At 59.0% G+C, this 19,995-nt stretch carries 15 protein-coding genes; 5 read left to right on the top strand and 10 right to left on the bottom strand.

What is annotated here, in order from left to right; all coding sequences use genetic code 11:
- The first annotated feature begins 124 nt into the window (after positions 1 to 124).
- From H8K20_RS01150 to H8K20_RS01140, 3 genes are all read left to right on the top strand, one after another.
- Positions 125 to 547, top strand: coding sequence for a YwiB family protein (locus H8K20_RS01150; protein ID WP_164998065.1), 423 nt, complete (start codon positions 125 to 127; stop codon positions 545 to 547).
- A gap of 251 nt (positions 548 to 798) precedes the next feature.
- Positions 799 to 2,493, top strand: a complete 1,695-nt coding sequence (argS, locus tag H8K20_RS01145) for an arginine--tRNA ligase (RefSeq protein ID WP_105203338.1) — start codon at positions 799 to 801, stop codon at positions 2,491 to 2,493.
- Between the two features lie 163 nt (positions 2,494 to 2,656).
- Complete coding sequence (locus H8K20_RS01140; protein ID WP_186487228.1) at positions 2,657 to 3,826, top strand: M20 metallopeptidase family protein; 1,170 nt, start codon at positions 2,657 to 2,659, stop codon at positions 3,824 to 3,826.
- 907 nt (positions 3,827 to 4,733) lie between these two features.
- Here the strand turns inward: H8K20_RS01140 and H8K20_RS01135 are convergent.
- The 4 genes from H8K20_RS01135 to cdd form a co-directional block, all read right to left on the bottom strand.
- Entirely contained in the window at positions 4,734 to 5,294 is a 561-nt protein-coding gene (locus tag H8K20_RS01135; RefSeq protein ID WP_186487227.1) for a DUF5105 domain-containing protein, read from the bottom strand.
- A 268-nt stretch (positions 5,295 to 5,562) separates the two neighbouring features.
- A complete protein-coding gene (rsmA, locus tag H8K20_RS01130) occupies positions 5,563 to 6,423 on the bottom strand; it encodes a 16S rRNA (adenine(1518)-N(6)/adenine(1519)-N(6))-dimethyltransferase RsmA (protein ID WP_186487226.1) in 861 nt (286 codons plus the stop codon).
- A complete protein-coding gene (locus H8K20_RS01125; protein WP_105203334.1) occupies positions 6,424 to 6,852 on the bottom strand; it encodes a cytidine deaminase in 429 nt (142 codons plus the stop codon).
- Positions 6,853 to 6,972: 120 nt separating this feature from the next.
- Entirely contained in the window at positions 6,973 to 7,392 is a 420-nt protein-coding gene (gene cdd / locus H8K20_RS01120) for a cytidine deaminase (RefSeq protein ID WP_105203333.1), read from the bottom strand.
- A 252-nt stretch (positions 7,393 to 7,644) separates the two neighbouring features.
- Between cdd and H8K20_RS01115 the strand changes: the two genes are divergently transcribed.
- Positions 7,645 to 8,139: a deoxycytidylate deaminase gene (locus tag H8K20_RS01115; RefSeq protein ID WP_186487225.1), complete on the top strand. Its 495-nt coding sequence runs from the start codon at positions 7,645 to 7,647 to the stop codon at positions 8,137 to 8,139.
- 142 nt (positions 8,140 to 8,281) lie between these two features.
- On the top strand, positions 8,282 to 9,187 hold the full coding sequence (locus H8K20_RS01110) for an NAD(P)-dependent oxidoreductase (RefSeq protein ID WP_186487224.1): 906 nt from the start codon (positions 8,282 to 8,284) through the stop codon (positions 9,185 to 9,187).
- Between the two features lie 3,486 nt (positions 9,188 to 12,673).
- On the opposite strand, the gene H8K20_RS01105 is transcribed toward H8K20_RS01110, so the two are convergent.
- The 6 genes from H8K20_RS01105 to H8K20_RS01080 all read right to left on the bottom strand — a co-directional run bounded on the left by H8K20_RS01105 (position 12,674) and on the right by H8K20_RS01080 (position 19,589).
- Positions 12,674 to 13,777: an alkaline phosphatase family protein gene (locus tag H8K20_RS01105; protein WP_186487223.1), complete on the bottom strand. Its 1,104-nt coding sequence runs from the start codon at positions 13,775 to 13,777 to the stop codon at positions 12,674 to 12,676.
- Between the two features lie 390 nt (positions 13,778 to 14,167).
- A complete protein-coding gene (locus H8K20_RS01100; RefSeq protein ID WP_186487222.1) occupies positions 14,168 to 15,019 on the bottom strand; it encodes an aldo/keto reductase in 852 nt (283 codons plus the stop codon).
- A gap of 220 nt (positions 15,020 to 15,239) precedes the next feature.
- Positions 15,240 to 15,848 (bottom strand): DUF454 family protein, encoded by a 609-nt coding sequence (locus H8K20_RS14130; RefSeq protein ID WP_341480797.1) that lies wholly within the window; start codon positions 15,846 to 15,848, stop codon positions 15,240 to 15,242.
- A gap of 5 nt (positions 15,849 to 15,853) precedes the next feature.
- Entirely contained in the window at positions 15,854 to 16,192 is a 339-nt protein-coding gene (locus H8K20_RS01090) for a nitrous oxide-stimulated promoter family protein (protein WP_186487220.1), read from the bottom strand.
- Complete coding sequence (gene cydC, locus H8K20_RS01085; protein ID WP_341480796.1) at positions 16,192 to 17,850, bottom strand: thiol reductant ABC exporter subunit CydC; 1,659 nt, start codon at positions 17,848 to 17,850, stop codon at positions 16,192 to 16,194. Before cydC ends, H8K20_RS01090 begins: the two co-directional genes overlap by 1 nt.
- Positions 17,847 to 19,589 (bottom strand): ABC transporter ATP-binding protein/permease, encoded by a 1,743-nt coding sequence (locus H8K20_RS01080; RefSeq protein WP_186487219.1) that lies wholly within the window; start codon positions 19,587 to 19,589, stop codon positions 17,847 to 17,849. The genes cydC and H8K20_RS01080 overlap by 4 nt, the downstream gene beginning before the upstream one ends.
- Positions 19,590 to 19,995 lie beyond the last annotated feature (406 nt).

The raw sequence follows: 19,995 nt of genomic DNA, 5'->3' as shown, positions 1-19,995 counted from the left end.
CCGCTCGGGCTTGTTTTTTTGTAGGCAGTAGGGTAAAATAAAGCAGTTAGCTAAAAAGCCGGCCCGGCGCCCGCCCCCAGGCGGCGCCCCCGCCGAAAAACAGACCAAGAGAAGGAGTGGCGTATTGAAAAAAGACGCGCTCATCACCCTAAAAGCGACCTCCACCGCCGACGGCGAGAGCGAGACCACCGAACTGGTGACCGAGGGCTACTTCTACCAAAAAGACGGCAAGTATTTCCTCTCCTACACCGAGACCGAAGCCACCGGCTTCGACGGCGACACCACCACTCTAAAGGTCGACGGGCAAAAGGCGGTCACCATGCTGCGCTTCGGCAAGAGCCGCACCCACCTGCTCATCGAGAGCGGCCGCCGCAACCCCTGCAGCTACGATACCGGCTACGGCATTATGGATATCGAGATCGTGGGCGGCCGCATCCGCAACCGCCTCACCGAGATGGGCGGCCAGCTCACCTTCGCCTACACCATCGACGTAGATCGCGACTACGAGATCGAAAACAGCATCGATATCTCGGTGCGTATCTCTTAGCCCGCCCCGGCGGGCCGCCACCCACCCTCTTTTTGCGCCACAGGCCGGTCCAGCCACTGCCTACCGGTAGTCTCTGCCCCCGCCGCGCAGCACAAAAAGTGTAAGAGCCGCCCCACGGCCGCCTGTCGGCGGCGCCGCGGTTCTTGCGCTGCCCACCGGCAGCAAACAGCTCCCGGGCCGCTCTCTGCGCCCCGGTACAGGTACACGGGCCGCCGCGTCGCGCCCCCCAGCAGAAAGGAAAGAAGCACATCATGTCTAACCTCGTTAAACAGGCCAAACTGCAAGTGGCCCAGATCGTCTCGGCCGCGCTGGCCAAAGCCATGGCCGACGGCGCGCTGCCGGAGGCCCCCCTGCCCGACTTCGCCGTCGAGATCCCGGCCGATACCGCCCACGGCGACTTTGCCTGCAACGCCGCCATGGTCGGCGCCCGCACCTTTAAGCGCGCCCCCCGCCAGATCGCCGACGCCATCGTGGCGGCCGCCGACCTGTCCGGCACCTTTTTCGACCGGTGCGAAGTGGCCGGTCCCGGCTTTCTCAACTTCTTTTTAAACGGCAGCTGGTTCTCCCAGTCGGTGCTGGCCGTCCGCCAGGAGGGCGACCACTATGGCCGCAGCGACATGGGGCAGGGCCAAAAAGCCATGGTCGAGTTCGTCTCGGCCAACCCCACCGGACCCATGCATCTGGGCAACGCCCGCGGCGGCGCGCTGGGCGACTGTCTGGCCAGCGTGCTCGACTGGGCCGGCTACCAGGTCACCCGCGAGTTCTACATCAACGACGCCGGCAACCAGATCGAAAAATTCGGCAAGTCGCTGGCCGCTCGCTACCTGCAGATCTACAAAGGCGAGGAGAACGTCGAGTTCCCCGAGGACGGCTATCAGGGCGAGGATATCAAGCAGCGCGCCCGGGAGTACGCCGACCTGTACGGCGACAAGCTGGTCGACTGCACCCCCGAGGAGCGCAGCCATGCTCTGGTCGATTACGCGCTGCCGCTGAACATCCAAAAACTAAAAGACGATCTGGCCAAATACCGCATCCACTACGACGTGTGGTTCAAAGAGAGCGTCCTGCACCAAAATGGCAGCGTACAGAAGATCGTCGACCTGATGAAAGAGCGCGGTCTCACCTACGAAAAAGAAGGCGCCATCTGGTATAAAGCCACCGAGTACGGCGCCGAAAAAGACGACGTGCTGGTGCGCGCCAACGGGGTGCCCACCTACTTTACCGCCGACATCGCCTACCACTACAACAAGTTCGCCGAGCGCGGCTTCGATTGGGTGGTCAACGTCTGGGGCGCCGACCACCACGGCCACGTGGCCCGGCTCAAAGGCGCTATGGACGCCGTCGGTCTCGATGGCAGCAAACTCGACGTGGTGCTCATGCAGATGGTCCGCCTCATGCGCGGCGGCGAAGTCGCCCGCATGAGCAAGCGCACCGGCAAAGCCATCTCGCTGGTAGACCTGCTCGACGAGATCCCCGTCGACGCCGCCCGCTTCTTCTTCAACCAGCGCGAGCCCAACACCCACTGCGAGTTCGACCTCGACCTGGCCATCAAAAACTCGTCCGAGAACCCGGTCTACTACGTCCAGTACGCCCACGCCCGCATCTGCAGCATCCTCAAGGCGCTGTCCGCCGAAGGCGTCACCGCCGAGAGTTGCACCCCTGAGCAGCTGGCCCTGCTCTCTACCGAGCAGGAGCGCGCGCTCATCCGCCACCTCGCCGGTCTCACCGACTGTATCGAGCAGAGCGCCAAGGCCCTCGACCCCTCCAAGATGACCAAGTACTGCCTCGAGACGGCCACTCTGTTCCACAAGTTCTATAACGCCTGCCGCGTCAAAGGCGAGGCCCACGACCTGCTGCAGGCCCGCCTGAACCTGTGCCTGGCCACCAAGCAGGTACTGGCCAACGTACTGCGCATGTTGGGCATCACCGCCCCCGAATCCATGTGATCTCTTTCTGTAAAACCGCCTATTGCCCGTACGATAGGCGGTTTTATGCTATCTATCAGCCGCTTTTTTTAGCAGCTGCATCCCCATCCCGCCACCGCGCCGCTCCCCTATAGGCCCCTGCGGTGCGGCCGGCCCCACACAAAGGCACAAGGAGGACTGCCCCATGACCGAGATTCAAAAACAGGCCCAACAACTGGGCGACTACATGGTGCTCTGGCGCCGCCAGTTCCACCAATTCCCCGAGCTCTCGCTGCAGGAGGCGGCCACCAGCCGCCACATCCAGCAGGAGCTGCAAAACATGGGCCTTGAGCCGGTCGTACTCAAAAACCGCAGCGTGATCGCCCGGCTCGACGGCCCGCTCCCCGGCCGCCGCCTGGCCATCCGCGCCGATATCGACGCCTTGCCCCTGCAGGAAGAGACCGGCCTCTCTTACGCCAGCCAGGTGCCGGGCGTCATGCACGCCTGCGGGCACGACTACCACGCCGCCTGCCTGCTGGGGGTGGCCAAACTGCTGCTGCAAAACCAAAAGTCGCTGTGCGGCAGCGTGTACCTCTGCTTTCAGACCGCCGAGGAAGTCAGTGAGGGCGGCGCCTGGCAGATCGTCGACTACCTCAAAGAAAACGGCGGCGTAGATCAGGCCATCGCCGCCCACGTCTCCGGCTCGCTGCCGGGCGGCCACATCCAGCTGCCCGCCGGCCCCATGATGGCCGGCATCGCCCAGTGGACGCTCACCGTCTCGGGCACCGGCGGCCACGGCTCCCGGCCCGATCTCTGCCGCGACCCCATCCGCCCGGCCAGCGACATCCTGCGCGAGTTTTCCGCCATCCCGGTCAATCGGCACGCCCCGTTCGACGTGTGCGTCATAAATCCCTGCACCTTCCACGCCGGCACCGCCTTCAACATTGTGCCCGAACAGGCGGTGGTCAGCGGCAATCTGCGCTACTTTAAGCCCGGCGATATCGACGTCATCCGCCGCTCGATGGAAGAGATCGCCGCCGGTATCGCCGCCGCCCACGGCTGCCGGGCCACACTGGACTTCGAGGGCATGCTCCCCCCCTGCTATAACGATCCCGAGGCGGCCGCTGCCGGGCAGGCGCTCTGTGCCCAGCTGGGTATCCCTCTGGCCCCATCCGGCGACCCCGATACCGGCTCCGATGACTTCGCCGAGTTCCTGTCCGCCTTTTCCGGCTTTTACCTGCGCATCGGCGCCCACAGCGGTCAGCCCGGCACCGTCGGGGTGCACCACAACCCCCGCTTTGCCCTCGATGACAGCTCGCTGCCCACTGCCGCCGCCTTTTTGGCCGCCTACGCCGCCACCTTCCTCCGCGCCTAAACGCCTTCGCACAGCCCCCACGCGAGCAGGCAGGTCCACCCGGCGACGGCGAGTCCCTGCCGTCCCGCGCGGGCCCCAATGGCCCAGGTGATCACTTCCAGCACACCAATACGCCAGCGCTCCCGCTCTGCCACCGGCGCCGCCCGGGCACTGAACATGCGCTCGTGTGTTCATATGCTCATGTGCTCATGTTCAGCGCAGAGCCCACTCGCCGCCCCGAGGTCAAACACCCGCTGCTCTCAGACAGCAGCTGTACGCTGCTCCCGGTCCGGGCAACGCCACGCCGGTGTTTTGCCGCCCCCCAACTCTGCCTGCCCCCGTCATCGGTGCCGCTTTGTCCTGCTCCTGCCAAACCGGCGGCTGCTCCTCAGTGCCTCCTCGACCGGCATCTCCCCACCGGACGCTGTCAGGCCGGGCACTGGGCGCCATTATAGAGTGTATATCCCGCCTGCCGCCGGCAATCGTTGTCAGCAGATATCCCCCGCACGCCTCCAAAACATTACTACAGCACTACACCAACATAACACTGTGTCGAACCGCCGGCACGACCGCCAATGTCTGCGCGCCAAAGATCACCGCTCTCCGGCCGATCCTGCGGCCCCGGCGCAAAGAGTTTTTCCACCGGTAGGTTTCTATCAAAGCCCACCACCCGTACGGGTGGTATACGGCCGGTCTTTCCCGCAGCGGCTACGGCCCCCTTCAAATAGCACCGTCTCCTCAGCAGCTCCGTGGCCTGCGCCCTCGGTACTGGCGCCCCATGTGCCCCCGGTACCCCCATGCCCGCTCAAAAGGCCCAAGCGCAAAAAAGGCCCCCGAAAACAGACTCTGTGCCTGTTGCCGGGGGCCTTTTCTATTGGGGGCGCGTTCCGGTCTCCCGGCCGCGTTTCTCTACAGTTTCAGCTGTCGCTTACTGCAGCTCCTGCATGGCGTTTATCATATCGCCCACGATCGCGTTGGTCAGCTCGTCGCTCTCCTGGATCTCCCACTTACCGCTGACCTTCTTCAGCTCGATGTTTACATCCAGAGTGATCTTGTTGCTGGCGTCGGCATTGACCAGCGCGTCGACCAGAATGTCACTGGTCTGCTGGGTCAGCTCATCCTCCGACAAGGTCCCCATATTGGCGATCGCGTTGGCCAGCGCATCCTGGTAGCCCTGCTGGATGGCCTCGCCAAAGTTCACGTTGGTGATCTTGCAGGCAACAGTGGCGGTATCGCCGTTTACGGTAGATTTGCCGGTCTCGCAGCTCAGGTTCTTTAGCAGCGCCTCTACCAGCTTCTCCTCGTTGTCGGTGCCCAGGCCCGACTGGCCCAGCGAGTCGCCCAGCACTTTGGTGTACTCGTCATCCTTCAGGCTGCTGATGGCCTTGAACTCCGATTTGATGACATCCTCCGGTTTCTGCGCGCCGCAGCCGGCAAATACGCCCAGCATCAGCACTGCACACAGGATCATCGAAACGACTTTTTTCATCTTACGTCCTCTCCTTTTTCACAGTATGACCTATAATCTGTACATTTCCGTTCATCCCGCTGCCCCGGTTTCACTGGCGTAGTTTTACAGGTCTGCACGCACCAGATCTGTTTTTTTATGCATATACGCCAAAAAAGACACACGTTCTGCACAGAATGACAATGTACACTTTACCACATTTCTCTACAATTTTCAATTCAGATATTAAAAAGCCAGAAAACCAACAGATTATCTGTCAGTTTCTGGCTCTTATTCCGGTCATTTCCTACTATTTGCCGCCGTACAGCGCTGCCGTCAGCGCCGCGTACTGCTGCAGCTGCAGCTGCTCGGCGCGGCTGGTGGGGGCGATTCCGGCGGCGGCAAAGGCAGCCGCCACCCGCTCTTTCTCTATGCCCAGCGACATGCTCACACTGTTGATCGCCGTCTTGCGGCGGCCGGCAAACGCCGCCCGCACCACTTTAAAAAACTGGCGTTCGTCGCAGCCCAGGTCGGGGGTCTGCTGCCGCACATGCAGCTGTATCACCGCCGAGTCCACTTTGGGGGCGGGCATAAAGCTGCCTTTCGACACCTTAAAGAGGATCTCCGGCTCGCTGTAATAGTGTACCGCCGCCGTCACCGCACCGCAGTCCCGGCTGCCCATGGGGGCGCACAGCCGCTGGGCGGCCTCCTTTTGCACCATCACGGTAATGCTGCGCAGCGGCAGCCGCTCCTCCAGCAGCCTCATGATCACCTGCGAGGTGATATAGTAGGGCAGGTTGGCGCACAGGCACACGTCCATACCGCCAAACTCGTCGGCTATGATCTGGCGCAGGTCCAGCTTCAGCACATCGCCGTTTATCACCCGCACATTGCCAAACTCATCCAGCGTCTCATCCAGCACCGGCAGCAGCCGCTCGTCCAGCTCAATGGCCACCACCTTCCGGGCCCGGCGGGCCAGCTCACAGGTCAGCACGCCCAGGCCCGGCCCCACCTCGATCACGCCCGACTGCGCATCCACACCACAGCTGTCGGCCATGCGCGGGCACACCGCGGGGTTCACTAAAAAGTTCTGCCCCAGCGACTTGGAAAAGGTAAAACCGTGCCGCCCCAAAATATCCTTGATCGACCCTATCTTCCACAAACCATCCATCTATTTGTCGGTGCCGTCCTTCTCAAAGTTCATAAAGGCGTACGGCATCACCTCGCTAAAGGGCTTTACCATGTAGCGGCCGTCCATCGCCACCGAGTAGATGGGCACCTCCGGGCTCTCGACGAACTCACACAAAAACTGGCGGCAGATCCCACACGGCATCGAGTCGCAGCTGTTGCCCGCCGCCACCGCCAGCGCCTTTATTTTGCGGCAGCTAGAATTGGTCAGCATGCTTATGACCGCCGCCTGCTCGCCGCAGGTGGTCGCCCCGTACGAGACGTTCTCGATGTTGAAACCGGTGTAAAAATTGCCGTCCTCGCCCAGCACGCAGGCCCCCACATGAAAGTCGCTGTAGGGCACATAGGCACCCGGTGCCGCCTCGATCGATTTTTTTATCAGTATCTCTTCCTGTTCTCTGCTGATCGCCATAGCGCTCGCTCCTCCTCTTTTATCTCGCCGGGCCACAGCGGCGCTCCCCACTGGGGGGCAACGCGGCGCTGCCGGCCGGCCTGCTGATCTCAATAGGCCCTATACAGGCCCTATACGCGTCTACCCCTGGGCTGTGGCTTTAAACGAGGCAAACGCCTTGGGCATGATCTCGTCATAGGTGGTCTTTTCAAAATTGCCCTGCATGTCGCTGGCGTAGATGGGCATGTCCCCCGACTCGATGAATTCCACCATAAACTGGCGGCAGATGCCGCAGCAGCTCAGGTCCTTCCCCATGGTCGAGGCAATAGCCAACGCCCGCATCTTGCGCGATTTCCCGCTGGCCAGCATGTGCAAAATAGCGGTGCGCTCCCCGCAGATGGTGGCCCCGTAAGACGAGTTCTCCACATTAAAACCGGTGTAGAACTCCCCGTCCTCGCCCAGCACACAGGCCCCCACGCGAAACCCGCTGTAGGGCACATAAGCTCCGGCGGTGGCCTCGATCGCCTTTTGTACCAGCGTCTTTTCCTGCTCAGCTGTCAATGTCGTCCCCTCCTTGTGGCGGGCACAGCGCCCGCTTTGCTGTCAGTATACCATAAAAGCGCCGGTCGGGGCAAAACAAATCATCTATTTTCCCCTCTAAAAGCACCCCGTCGACCACTTTTTTAGCTGCTTTGTCACAATTTTTACCCACTTGGAATTGAAAAACAGCCGTCGATGCACTATGATAAGAGAAAAGCGGAAAACTTTCTTTTGCCGCTCTCCCCAATTTTCCCGCAAAGAGGTGTCACTGCAATGTCTGCCAGAAGAGATAAGATCAACTACTATTTAGATATCGCCGAGAGCGTACTCTCCCGCAGCACCTGTCTGCGCCGCCACTACGGCGCTATCATCGTCTCCAACGACGAGATCATCTCCACCGGTTACGTGGGGGCTCCCCGCGGCCGCAAAAACTGCTGCGACATGGGCTACTGCCTGCGCGAAAAGCTGCAGATCCCCCGCGGCGAGCGGTACGAGATGTGCCGCAGCGTCCACGCCGAGGCCAACGCCATCATCTCCGCCGAGCGCTCCAAGACCATCGGCGCCACCATGTACCTGGTGGGCAAAGACGCGCGCACCAGCGCCTACGTGCAAAACGCCAATTCCTGCTCCATGTGCAAGCGGCTCATCATCAACGCCGGCATCGACACCGTCATCATCCGTGACACCCGCGACGTCTACCGCACCATCGACGTCTCCAGCGAGTGGATCGAAAACGACGAGTCGCTCACCGGTACCGCCGGCTACTAGAGCCCATATTTCCCCCAGACGATCAGCCCGCCCTGTCCGGGTACAGGGCGGGCTTCCGTTATGATACTGTACGCATCCCCCGGCGGCACCACCGCCGCCCTGTACACTGTACACTGTATACTTTTTAAAGGAGCGTGTGTCCATGCAAAAATTCAGGCATCTGGTGGCGGTCGATCAGACCGGCATCAACCAAAACGGCATCCAGCGCCTGCAGGCCATGAGCCAACAGGCCGACTTTTACTGCGACCTCCCCGACGAGCAGACGGTCATCGACCGTCTGCAAGGCGCCGACTGTCTGCTGGTCTCATACAAGACGCCCATCAGCGGCCGGGCCATCCGCGCAGCCAAAGACCTCAAGTATATCGGCATGTGCTGCAGCCTGTACGGCCCCGACAGCGCCAACGTCGACATCCGCACCGCTCAGGAGCTGGGCGTCCCGGTCACCGGTATCTTCGACTACGGCGACAACGGTGTCATCGAGTACGAGCTCTCCGCCCTCATCCAGCTGCTGCACGGTTTTGGCGGCCCGCTATATAAGGGCCGGCCGCGAGAGCTGGGCGGTCTCAAGGTGGGCATCATCGGTCTGGGCACCGTGGGTATCCTGTTGGCCGACGCACTGCGCTATTTCGGCTGCGAGCTCTACTACTACAGCCGTACCCGCAAACCCAGCCAGGAGGAGCGCGGTCTCACCTACCTGCCGCTGCACCAGCTGCTAAAGACCTGCGACGCCGTCTCCACCCATCTGCCCCGGGGCCTGCACCTGCTCGACAGCGAGGCTTTTTCCCACTTTGGCGGGGGCAAGATCCTGCTCAACACCTCGCTGGGCCCCACCTTCGAGATAGAGGCTCTCAAAAACTGGCTGGCCGCCGATCCTGATAACTACTATCTCTGCGACGGTTGCGGCATGGGCACAGCCGCCGATCAGCTGCAGGGCATACGGGGCGTGCTGTACACCCAACAGGGCTCCGGCGCCTCGATCCAGTGCACCCAGCGCCTCACCGATAAAGTCATCGCCAACGCACAAAAATTCCTCGACGGCGCCCTGTAACCCCGTAACTCCAGATAACATGACCGATAGCCAGCTGCAAAAGGCCGCGGCCAGCCGCCCACCGCACAAAGCCAAAAGCTACCAGCGCCGGGACGGGGCACGCCCATACGCCTATTCGCAGGCTGAACATGCACATATACCCCACAGGCCTACATCGTACAGCTATGTAGGCCTGTTTTTAATGCGCTAATGTGCGGTCACGACCGATAGGCCTCACGCATGCGCGCGAACAGGCTCTCTCAACTACTCGTATAAGTATATCAAAGCCCGTCGCCCCTACAGACATCGCCGATGTATCTCCCCCATATATTCACGTCTGGCCGCACGCATCATACGGCCACCGAAAAACTGCTCCATACACACACAGCCATAAAAATAGGTCTCTACTCTCTACACAAGTGTCTCTCAGCCTCCATGCAGGCCATACACCAGCTGTATAGAGTGGTTGGTACTGGTCCGCGACCTCTCTATCTGCCACCCGCCGTATACAGAGCGTCCGCTCTCCTGCAATCCACTGTGTACACGGTCATCGACCACAAACTCCCGTACGCGTGTACGCGTGCCCCGATCGATGGCCATCTGTATTGCAGACATTCCATACAATTACCAGCTCCTCCGCCGAACATACGCAGTCGCAAACCGTAGGCCCTGCTCGAGTATGCACAACTACCTGTGTAGGCTCCCAAGCCCCACCCCGCGCACAGATATCGCCGTTGCGCCGCGCCCATCCGCGCCCGCCGATCTCTGCAACCTGTTACACAGGTATAGCCCCCAAAACGCCGCTGCGCTTGTGTATATACAGGCATTCATAATGAGTCCTGCGTACGTAGCCACACAATCACCCCTCTTCATACCAATATCCGCCGCACACATCTACCTGCAGCCCATCACGCATACAACACCACCGGTCCCCCACCTGGGTACACATAGCCATACGCAGTAAGCCCTGCACCTACCCCTGTCCTCCTTTGTACACAGCCACAGCTACGTGCGTGTAAGTGCCGCTCCCACACAGCCGCAAACAGTGGGCCCTGCTCGAGTATGCACAACTACCTGTGTAGGCCCAACCCCCACCCCGCGCACAGATATCGCCGTTGCGCCGTGCCCATCCACGCCCACCGGTCTTTTGCAACCTGTTACACAGATATTACCCCCAAAACGCCACTGCACCTGTGTGCGTGTACAGATACAGTCATTTATAACGATCCCTGCGTACGTAGCCGCACAATCACCCCTGCTCATACCAATATCCGCCGCACACCACATACCCGCCCATTGGCACGCACCCATCCGCACACGCCTACCCGCAGCCCACCACGCATACATCGCCAACGGTATCCTGCCTTGGTACATATAACTATAGGCAATAAACCTCGCACCGACTACTTACAACCGCCTGTAAAGTTCTAAATGCCACCCGTACACCATGTACATGACAATTTATACCAGACCGCAACCATCCATAACCATCCACCTGTTTTCAACCGGCCACACGTGTCACCACCTACACCCCACTGTGCGCGCATATCCACACATAGCGCGACCGGCACCTCCCCCTCCCTTTGTACACAGTCATGCACATATAGCCGCCGCCCCACCCAGCTACAAGCAGCAAGCAACAAGCCTCTCGCAAACATACACAACTACCCATAAAGCTCCAATACCGCCCACACCGTGTACACAGCAATTGGCGACAGACCGCAACCATCTATTCCAAACCCGCTGTACAGGTATGACCTCCAACATCCCACCACACGCGCATAGCCGTACATAATGCGCCCCATGTCTGCCCATACCTCTCTTTGCGAACAGGCGCGCACACATCCCTGCCGTCCCCACGCTGTCGCAAGCAGTCAACTTTCCATGATACCTATAAAATTCCAAATACCACCTACCACATGCCACCTACCACTCATCCCCACTGTACAGGTGCAGCTATATAGTGAGCTCTGCGCAGGCATTCAAAAGCAACCATGTAGGTATGGTCAGCATCACCCCGCTGGGCGCCCACGGCTATAAGCTAAAAGTCCCGTCACCCTTATGCGACTATTTGCGTTTGGCCGGGCCCATGTAACTGTCGGCGCCCCACCGTATATGTATGGTACCGTTAATCCTTCGCCCCCACGCACAGATATTCAAGATCAGATCTACCGGCGCGCCCCACATCAAACCGCCATATGTATACAGCCCTTGACAATGAGCGGCACACACAAACATTTTCATACAGTCCTGACCGCATCATTGTTGGTGGCCTACTGTGTACAAAATCATCATAAGTGTCGGGCCCTATGTATGCATGTATTTGCAGCCAATTATGTAGAGGTATCCTCCGGACAACCACTATGTACACAGCGCCACCGTTGGTCCGTATTTCGGCATTCGCACTTATCTGTGTACCGCAGTTTTCTCCAAGGTCGCCGCAATCGACTTTTTGTTTCATTTCCTATATTATACTTTTAGTATAATATCAACACAATAGTACTATATAAGGCAAAAAGCAGGGAAAACCGACATCGTTTCCCCTGCTTTTCTATGTAAGTAAGCCCTCTGCTACCAGCTTTCTCTCGTCGTTCAAGCAAAAAGTCTTCACCGTACTAACCAGTCGCAAATCTTTCTGTGCCCCATCCGCCTGCCAGCGTATAGCAGTTCTGTCGTCTGCCATACGGTGTAACAGATAAATCTGTATAGTGGCCACGAAAACTATTCGGCGCGGCTAAAATAGAACATCCGCACGATGTGGGCGGTCACTTCCAAGTCTATCCCCCAAAATAAAAGCGCGCGCTGTAGCACTGGCCCATCTCCCCGTGAGCTCCACCATTTTTACACACTCATGCGCGGGTATTTCAGCAGAGCCCAATTTGCTATGCTCCATCCGGTACAGAACGAAAGCGCTAAACAAAAAAGATCAGACTTTTCTACATCCAAAGTATCGTACAGGCCGTAATAAGTGGTGCCAAGACCGGCTGACAGACGTCTGGCTGTCGGCCAGATTTCTTCCCAGGCGCTGCCTGCCCATACACGGGCAGCGAGCACACCGAGGTGCAAAAGCAAACCGCCTCAGCAGCGGACCGCAACAGCAATACAGCCACTCGCCTTCTTAAAGGTCCTGCTGGCACTGCACTGATCTGTATGCCCGCCATCCATCCTACACCTGCTTTTTTCAAAGGACCCACCTACTGCCGTCTATGCACCAGATCCACTCCCCGGCCAGCTGTTGCCCCGCACTGAACTGCGCCTATGTGTGCTGTGTTATGCTGGGCTAGTCTGGGCTGTGCCAAGCCGCACTGGAACGCACCTATGCCCAGACGACCATCCCCGCAGCCCCCGTCTCTTCAGCTCACCGCACACTCAAACTGGCACCCGTACACGGGCGCTCTGCGCAGAATATACACACAGCGGATACATCCCCAGCAAGCCATCTCGTTTGGCGGCCGCTCTCACGCTGCACGCTCCTGCTGCCACCTGTGCCGCTCTGTCGTCTATTCACTAAAACTGCAGATAGGCGGCTATATCCTTGTGGTAGCGGTATGCCTTTTCCGGCCGCAGCGCCCCCAGCGCGAGCAGCGGTATCTCTCGCTCGTATTCCGAACCGTGAGACCGCGACGCTTCGGTGCACAGCAGTTCTCCCTCCACCTCGCCAAAAGCGCAATCTCTGCCGGCCAGCAGTACATAGTCGCCGATCTGGTCCTGTGGCAGGTGGTAGCGGGCCGCCGCCTGGGCGGCAGTCAGTACCTCTTCCACCTGCGGGCAGCTCTGGGCAAAATTTAAAAATGCTTCTCTCTGCAGCGGTTCCTTTAAAAATACGTATAGCATGCCCCCCTCCTGGTAGATGTGGTTTTCGATGTAGCGGTCTTTCAGCGGCGGCAGGCAATATGTCCGTAACCCGGCCCGGTCAGCCATGGCCTGAAAGTTCAAGATCGTCTTTTTCTGGTTCATACCGTGGTCGGCTGTAATGTATATCTGCCGGTGCGGCTGGCTCGCCGCCAGTTGGGCCAGGCAGTCATCCACTGCCGCGATCTGGGCGCGCGCTGGCTCGCTGCCGGGGGCAAAGTGGTGAAATATATAGTCGTTGGTGGTGCAGTACACCAGGTCGGGGTCCTCCCTCTCTATGCAGCGGCAAGCCGCCCGTACGATCCAGTCCGTCGCCTCTATACTCTGTATAGTCGGCGGCCAGTCCAGCCCGTATCGCCGCAGCAGCACGGGGTCCGGGTCCTGTGCGCTCAGGCCAATGTCGGCGCCCGCGCCGTACACGCCCAGTACCTTTCCCTTTACGGTAAACAGCGCTGTTTTGCCCCCCGCCTGCTGGCAGCGCTGCAAAATGGTCGGTGCCCGCATATAGCCCCGCTCCTCGATAAAGCCCTCACAGCCGGTATTGGGGTCATAGTAGTAATTGCCTACCACTCCGGTCTCCGCCGGCCACCTCCCCGACAAAATACAGGCGTGGTTCACGTTAGTCACCGAAGGCATCGCACACCGCACCGTCTTTACAAAGCCCCGCTGCCGGGCCAGCGCAAATAGTTTGGGGGCCGTCTGCTCGGTCAGGTAAGCGGGCGCACAGCCATCTATCACCAGGATCAATACTTTTTCCAAAATACCACCTCTATCATCGTCCTATGTTAGACAAATTATAGCACCAATGTCCCCAGCTTCCCAGTATCTTTTTTGATCTTGCAATTTTTCTTCATTTTTTGCCTGTTTTAACAGTTTATTAATAATTTGCGTCGCCATCAACCATGTATATTTTGTCACCGCTCGCCGTGCAAAAGTTTTGCGCTCCTACTTTCCGCCCACGGCACTACCAATAAAAAGATGCCAGACCATCAGCGGTCTGGCATCTTTTTATCCAAATCATATGTAGTTTATATAGTGATGTGCGCGGCTACACGGCTGCATATGCCCCCTGTGTCGCCTGCTACCGGGCATGAGCGCCGGCGCCCCAACACACCAGCACACCAGCACACCAGCACACCAGTACTCACCTTATTGCACCGGCAGCAAAAAGTCACTGCCGTCGTACTGCCGCGGGTCGCCGCCGAAATGGCGGCCACAGGCCAAAGCGTCAATAGCCGCCATATCCGTCTCGCTCAGTGCAAAGTCAAACAGGGCGGCATTCTCGGCTATGCGCTCCCGATTGGTCGATTTGGGGATCACCACCAACCCTTTTTGCAGGTGCCACCGCAGCGTCACCTGTACCGGCGACTTGTGGTATCGCTCGGCCAGCTGCTGCATCAGCGGTACCTCATCGATGTGTCCGCGAAAAATAGGCCCCCAAGCGGTCAACGCTATACCGCGCTGCCGGCAATAGGCCTGCGTCTCCCACTGGGGGTACCAGGGGTGCAGTTCCACCTGGTTCACCGCTGGCACCACGCCAAATTTCTCAATGAGCTCCTCGATCTGTTCCGGCAAAAAGTTCGATACCCCGGCAAAGCGCACCTGTCCGTGCTCCACCGCCTCCAGTACTGTCTCCCAGGCGCGAAAGCGGGCCTCTCGATCAGTGCCCGGCCAGTGCAGCAGATAGCCGTCGATATAGCCGATATCCAGCTGTCTCAAGCTGTAGCGCAGCCCCTCCTGCGGCCGCTCAAAGCTAGTCGGCCACAGCTTGCTCACTACACACACCTGTTCCCGCTCTAGTCCGCAGCTGCGTATGCCGCGCCCCACCTGGTCCTCATTCAAATAGCGGGTGGCGGTGTCAAACATGCGATATCCCGCCTGCACCGCCCAGCGTATGGCCTGCACCAGTTCCTCCCCCTGCGCCCTGTAACAGCCCAGGCCAAATCCGGGCATCTGCTGGCCGCCGGGCAGGTCTATCTTTTCTCCCACAGCATGGATCATGCGCGTACCTCCTATCTTATACCCGCTCAATACACACCGCGCTTGGTGCCGGGCAGGTCAAATTCTTTTGCGGCCCCCCTGTCTGCCGCCTCTCTCTTTATTATACCGATCTCTGCACGCCGCTGTCTACCTGCCAAACACTGCTAAAAGAGGGCCAAACTGCGTTTTTCCCCGCAATTTGCCCCTCTTTTTTTCTGTGATCTGCCTGTTTTGCCGTCCTTTACACCGTCTTTTCCACCGCTGTCAGCTGGTATCCGGCCCTGCTCACCAGCCGCGAAAGCGTGCTGTCGGGCAGCGGTGTCCTGGTGTAGACGGTAGCCGTCTTGGTGGTGTAGTCCACCTTGGCCCGAATCTTCTCATGTTTCTCCAGCGCACAGGTCAGCCGGTCTGCGCAGTCCGCACAGTGCATCCCGTGCACCTTCAGCCGGTAGCAGTGGGGATAGGCTTCCTGCCGCTCTCCCGTGGCCGGCAGCGTCTTAATGGCAAACAAAAAGTAAAAAATATGAAATACCCACACTGCTGCCAGCACGATACGGCCCACCGGCACGCGGTGCATCAGCAAAAAACCGATCCCCATCATCAGCGAAGCGCAGCCCATAATGGTAAATTTAGTCCGCAGCGTCATGCCCCGTTTCTGCACGAACGGCTCCAGGTGTTTTTTGTATAGGCCGGTGGCCACAAACCAGCTGTGCAGCCGTTCAGAGCTGCGGGCAAAGCAGAACACCGTGAGCAGGTAAAACGGCACTGTAGGCAATATCGGCAGCACCACACCAATCGTGCCAGCCGCCAAACTCAAAAAACCCACCAGCAAAAACAGCAATTTCTTCACGCGCATTACCTCTCCCCCATTCTCTTTTTCTCCCGCCTCCTCTCCACCAGGTGCCGCACGGCCAGCACCGGGTGGTAAAAGAGCATCCTCGGTCCGCAAAAGCGCATGACCTGACGTATCTGTTTGCGCATCTGCGGCTGATAGCAGTGCACCTTGCAGTTCGAGCAAAAAGTCTTGGTCTCCATAAAGGGGCAGCGGTCACTGCGGCTAAAGGCGTAGTCGCGCAGCGCTGTGCATGCAGGGCATAGCCTCTCCCGGCAGCGGTGCTTCTTTTTGCAGTACAACGCGATCATCTGCCCCACCATCTCCTTTTCACGCTGTCGTTTGGTAGTGGTATCGGCCATCAGCTCATCCTCCCGTTCTCCACCGAGTACACGGTATCGGCGATGCGCATGGTAGACTGCCGGTGCGACACCAGCACTACCGTCTTCTGCCCGCGCTCCTGCGCCAGCGACTTGAGGATCACCGCCTCGTTGAGGCTGTCCAGATTGCTGGTCGGTTCATCCAGCAGTAAAAGCGGGGCACCGTGTAAAAAGGCGCGGGCCAACCCGATGCGCTGTCGCTCCCCGCCAGAGAGCGTGCTGCCCAGTTCTCCCACCGGGGTGTCGTACCCCTGCGGTAAAGCGGCAATAAAGTCATGTACCGAGGCCCTTTTGCAGGCCTCCTCTATCTCCTGCTGGGTGGCATCGAGCCGGGCGATGCGCAGGTTGTCACCAATACTGCCGCTAAACAGGTGGGTCTGTTGCGTCACATAGCTCTCCATCTGCCGCAGATCGGCGGTATTGACAGCCCCGATGTCCCGGTCAGAGACCTGTACGCTGCCCGGTGCCGCCGGCCAAAAGCGCATCAGCAGTTTGAGCAGTGTAGATTTGCCGCTGCCGCTGCGCCCAACGATACCTGTTACCGTGCCCGGTCTCAGCGCCAGTGACATATTTTGCAAGATGGTCTCGTCTCCATAAGAAAAGGTCAGGTCCTGTACCGACGCACCAGAAAACGTGGTCTTTGGCTGGCCAGCTATCTCCTCGGCCACCGGTTGCTCATCCAAGATATCCAGTACCCGGTCAGCAGCGGCAAAGGTATTTTGCAGCGTGCTGCCCAGATTGGCCAAGGCAATGACCGGCCCAAAAGAGCTCATCAGGGCGATCGTGGCGATAAGCGCCCCGTCAAAACCCAGCCGGCCGGTCTGATACAGCCAAGCCGCCAAAAACAGCATACCGATATCAGACAGCAGGATCACCGTGTTGGTGAGGGCTGTGTTGCGCCCGGTATTTTGGCGCATGCGCTGCTCTACCTGAGCCAGATCATCAGTCTTGACCTCCATCTGCTCAAGCCGACGGCTGCCGGCGGCGTACTGCATGATTTCCGACAAGCCCCGCAGGCTGCCCAGCACGTAACTGCTCAGCGCCCCAGACTGGGTGCGAAATGCAGCGCCGTCACGCCCGCCGCGGCGGGCTATATACAGCGGCACCAGCACTCCCACCAGCAGATAGGCCACCGCCGCTGCCACACCCAACACCCAGTGATACAGCCCGATAAACACGCTAAACAGTACCGACATGAGCAGAGCGATGACTATCGGCGAGATCGTATGGGCGTAAAACACCTCCAGCAGCTCGATATCAGCGGTGATGACCGCGATGAGATCGCCTTTGTCCCGCCCCTCCAGCTTGGCGGGGCACAACCGCCGCAGCGCCAAAAACACCTTGTCGCGGATGAGCGCCAGCAGCTTAAAGGCGATGAAGTGGTTGCGGGCCTGCTCACCATAGCGCAACACACCCCGCAGCACGGCAAAAATGCAGCAGCACCAAAAGGCGGCATGCATACCCACCGGCACGCTCAGCCCGGCTACATCTAATAGTGCATAGCCGCCCAACACGGTGATGAGCGCGGCACACAGGTGGCCCACCAGCCCCATAGTGACAGCGGCTATCATGTAGCCAAGCAGCGGTCTTACCAGCCCGATCAGCCGGGCCCCGATCGCGATCGAACTTCTCTTTTTCACTGTATGCCCCCCTCTCCGTACATCTCCAGTTCCTGCTGTGCGCTCCACAAGGCGTGGTAGTGCCCCTGTCTCTCCAGCAGCTGGTGGTGCATTCCGCTCTCCACTACCCGTCCCGCCTGCAGCACATAGATGTTCTGCGCCGGCACCACCGCAGCCAATCGGTGCGAGATGAGGATGACCGTCTTCTCTTCGGCCAGTTTTACGATCTGCTCCATAATATCGTTTTCGCTCTCCACATCGACGTTGGAGGTCGCCTCGTCAAAGATATATACAGCGGCATCATAAAGCAGCGCTCTGGCCAGCGCCAAACGCTGGCACTGCCCACCCGAAAAATTGCTGCCCCCCTCGGCGATCACGGTATCAAGCCCCTGCTCCGCTTGCAAAAAGTCGGCGATGTGGGCCCGCTCGAGCACTGCCCACAGCTGTGCATCTTCCGCCTGTGGGGCCGCCATCTGCAAGTTCTCTCGCACCGTACCGGCAAACAGGTAGCTTCCGTGCCCCACATACACGACCGAGCGCAACAGGCTCTCGGCATTGAGGTCTGCTATCTCGTCGCCGCCGATGCAGGCGCTGCCGCTGTAGCCGCTGCTGCGCCCGGTCAAGATCGAGGCGATGGTAGATTTCCCACACCCGCTGTCACCCACGACAGCCGTCAAGCCCTTAGCGGGAATATCCATATCTACCTGGTGCAGTACCTCCCGCTCGGTGCCGGCATAGGTATAGCACAAGTTCCGGCAGGTAACTGTGCAGCGGCACGGATCGACTGTCTTGTGTTTGGGCGGGGGCTGCGGCAGGTCGAGCAGATGAAAGATCTTGTCACTGGCAGCCATTCCGTTCATGGCGATGTGAAAAAAGCTGCCCAACTGGCGCATGGGGATAAAGAAGTCGGCTGACAGCAGGATGATCGCCAGACAACCGGCCAGCGATACCGCTCCCGCCCGGTAGCGAGTGACCGAGAGGACGACCCCCAGCGCTGCCCCGCCGTAGGCCACTAGGTCCATCACGGTGATCGAGTTCAGCTGCATAGTCAACACGCGCATGGTGATCTTGCGAAACTTCTCTGCCTCCTCGTTCATCTGCTGGTTCTTATAGGCATCTGCCCGGTAGATCTTCAAGGTAGTAAGCCCCTGTAGGTTCTCTAAAAAAGTGTCTCCCAACGTCGTGTACTGGCTCCAGTACCGCGATAACAGCTTTTTTGCAAAGGTCTGCACCGCCGCAATAGATACCGGTATCAGCGGCACACACACCAGCAGGGCAATAGCCGACGGCAAACTGATCGGTGCCAGCACGGCAAACAGCGTCAGCGGCGCCAACATACTGTAAAAAAATTGTGGCAGATAGGCGCCAAAGTAGGTCTCGAGCTGATCCACGCCCTCCACGGTGATCTGTACCACCTCTGAGGTGGGCACCTGTTGGCTGTAAGCGGGCCCCAGGTGGAGCAGTTTTTTGAATATTTGGCTGCGCAGCGTCCTTTTTACCGCTTTGGCCGACAGGTAGCTCATATCGCTGGCTTTGCGCGTACAGATATAGCGCAGCAGCAGGCTGGCCGCACACACCACCGCCACCAGCAAAAAGTCGCCGCGCACCGCCTGCTCAAAAAATAGGCGCTGCAAAAACCAGGTGATGGTAAAGATCATCCCCACGTTGGCCAGCAAGCTGCACCACTGCCACAGAACCCCTGCCGCTATGTACTTTTTGCTCTCGCCCACTGTCTGTATCAGCCGCTTATTGATCATCATATCCGGTCTGCCACCCCTTATTTTGCACCGGTCTGCACTGTGAGGATGCAGTCCGGTGACCTCTGTTCTTCCACAAAAGTTGCTTTTAGCTAACTCTCTGTCAAAAAAAATAAATGCCGCAATTAGTTTTAGCTAACAACAGTTAGTATAACACAACCTCCATTGTTGTCAAGCAGTTTACAACGTTTTTTCCGCCGCCGGTAAACCGCTGCCGTGTGCTGCTCTGTCCATTTATCGATTGTACGCGCCCATCTTCTTTATCTGCCCCACCCACCTCACACAAGCATAAAAAGAGCCGTCCCCGCTCGGGGGACAGCTCTTTTTACATTACAGAACATTTAAACCACCGCTGGCCAGCACGTGTCGCCGGTGACTGCCAGCCGGCATGATAATATCTACATGCGAA

The organism is Neobittarella massiliensis (ex Bilen et al. 2018), assembly GCF_014269355.1.
GTDB lineage: Bacteria > Bacillota > Clostridia > Oscillospirales > Ruminococcaceae > Neobittarella > Neobittarella massiliensis.
Note: the sequence above shows the minus strand (reverse complement) of the source record. Positions and strands in the feature narration are given on the sequence as shown.

Excerpts from the sequence above, each read along its gene's own strand:
- argS (WP_105203338.1), top strand. The coding sequence starts at position 799 with ATGTCTAACCTCGTTAAACAGGCCAAACTGCAAGTGGCCCAGATCGTC.
- H8K20_RS01140 (WP_186487228.1), top strand. The coding sequence starts at position 2,657 with ATGACCGAGATTCAAAAACAGGCCCAACAACTGGGCGACTACATGGTG.
- H8K20_RS01135 (WP_186487227.1), bottom strand. The coding sequence starts at position 5,294 with ATGAAAAAAGTCGTTTCGATGATCCTGTGTGCAGTGCTGATGCTGGGC.
- rsmA (WP_186487226.1), bottom strand. The coding sequence starts at position 6,423 with ATGGATGGTTTGTGGAAGATAGGGTCGATCAAGGATATTTTGGGGCGG.
- H8K20_RS01125 (WP_105203334.1), bottom strand. The coding sequence starts at position 6,852 with ATGGCGATCAGCAGAGAACAGGAAGAGATACTGATAAAAAAATCGATC.
- H8K20_RS01115 (WP_186487225.1), top strand. The coding sequence starts at position 7,645 with ATGTCTGCCAGAAGAGATAAGATCAACTACTATTTAGATATCGCCGAG.
- H8K20_RS01110 (WP_186487224.1), top strand. The coding sequence starts at position 8,282 with ATGCAAAAATTCAGGCATCTGGTGGCGGTCGATCAGACCGGCATCAAC.
- H8K20_RS01100 (WP_186487222.1), bottom strand. The coding sequence starts at position 15,019 with ATGATCCATGCTGTGGGAGAAAAGATAGACCTGCCCGGCGGCCAGCAG.
- H8K20_RS01090 (WP_186487220.1), bottom strand. The coding sequence starts at position 16,192 with ATGGCCGATACCACTACCAAACGACAGCGTGAAAAGGAGATGGTGGGG.
- H8K20_RS01080 (WP_186487219.1), bottom strand. The coding sequence starts at position 19,589 with ATGATGATCAATAAGCGGCTGATACAGACAGTGGGCGAGAGCAAAAAG.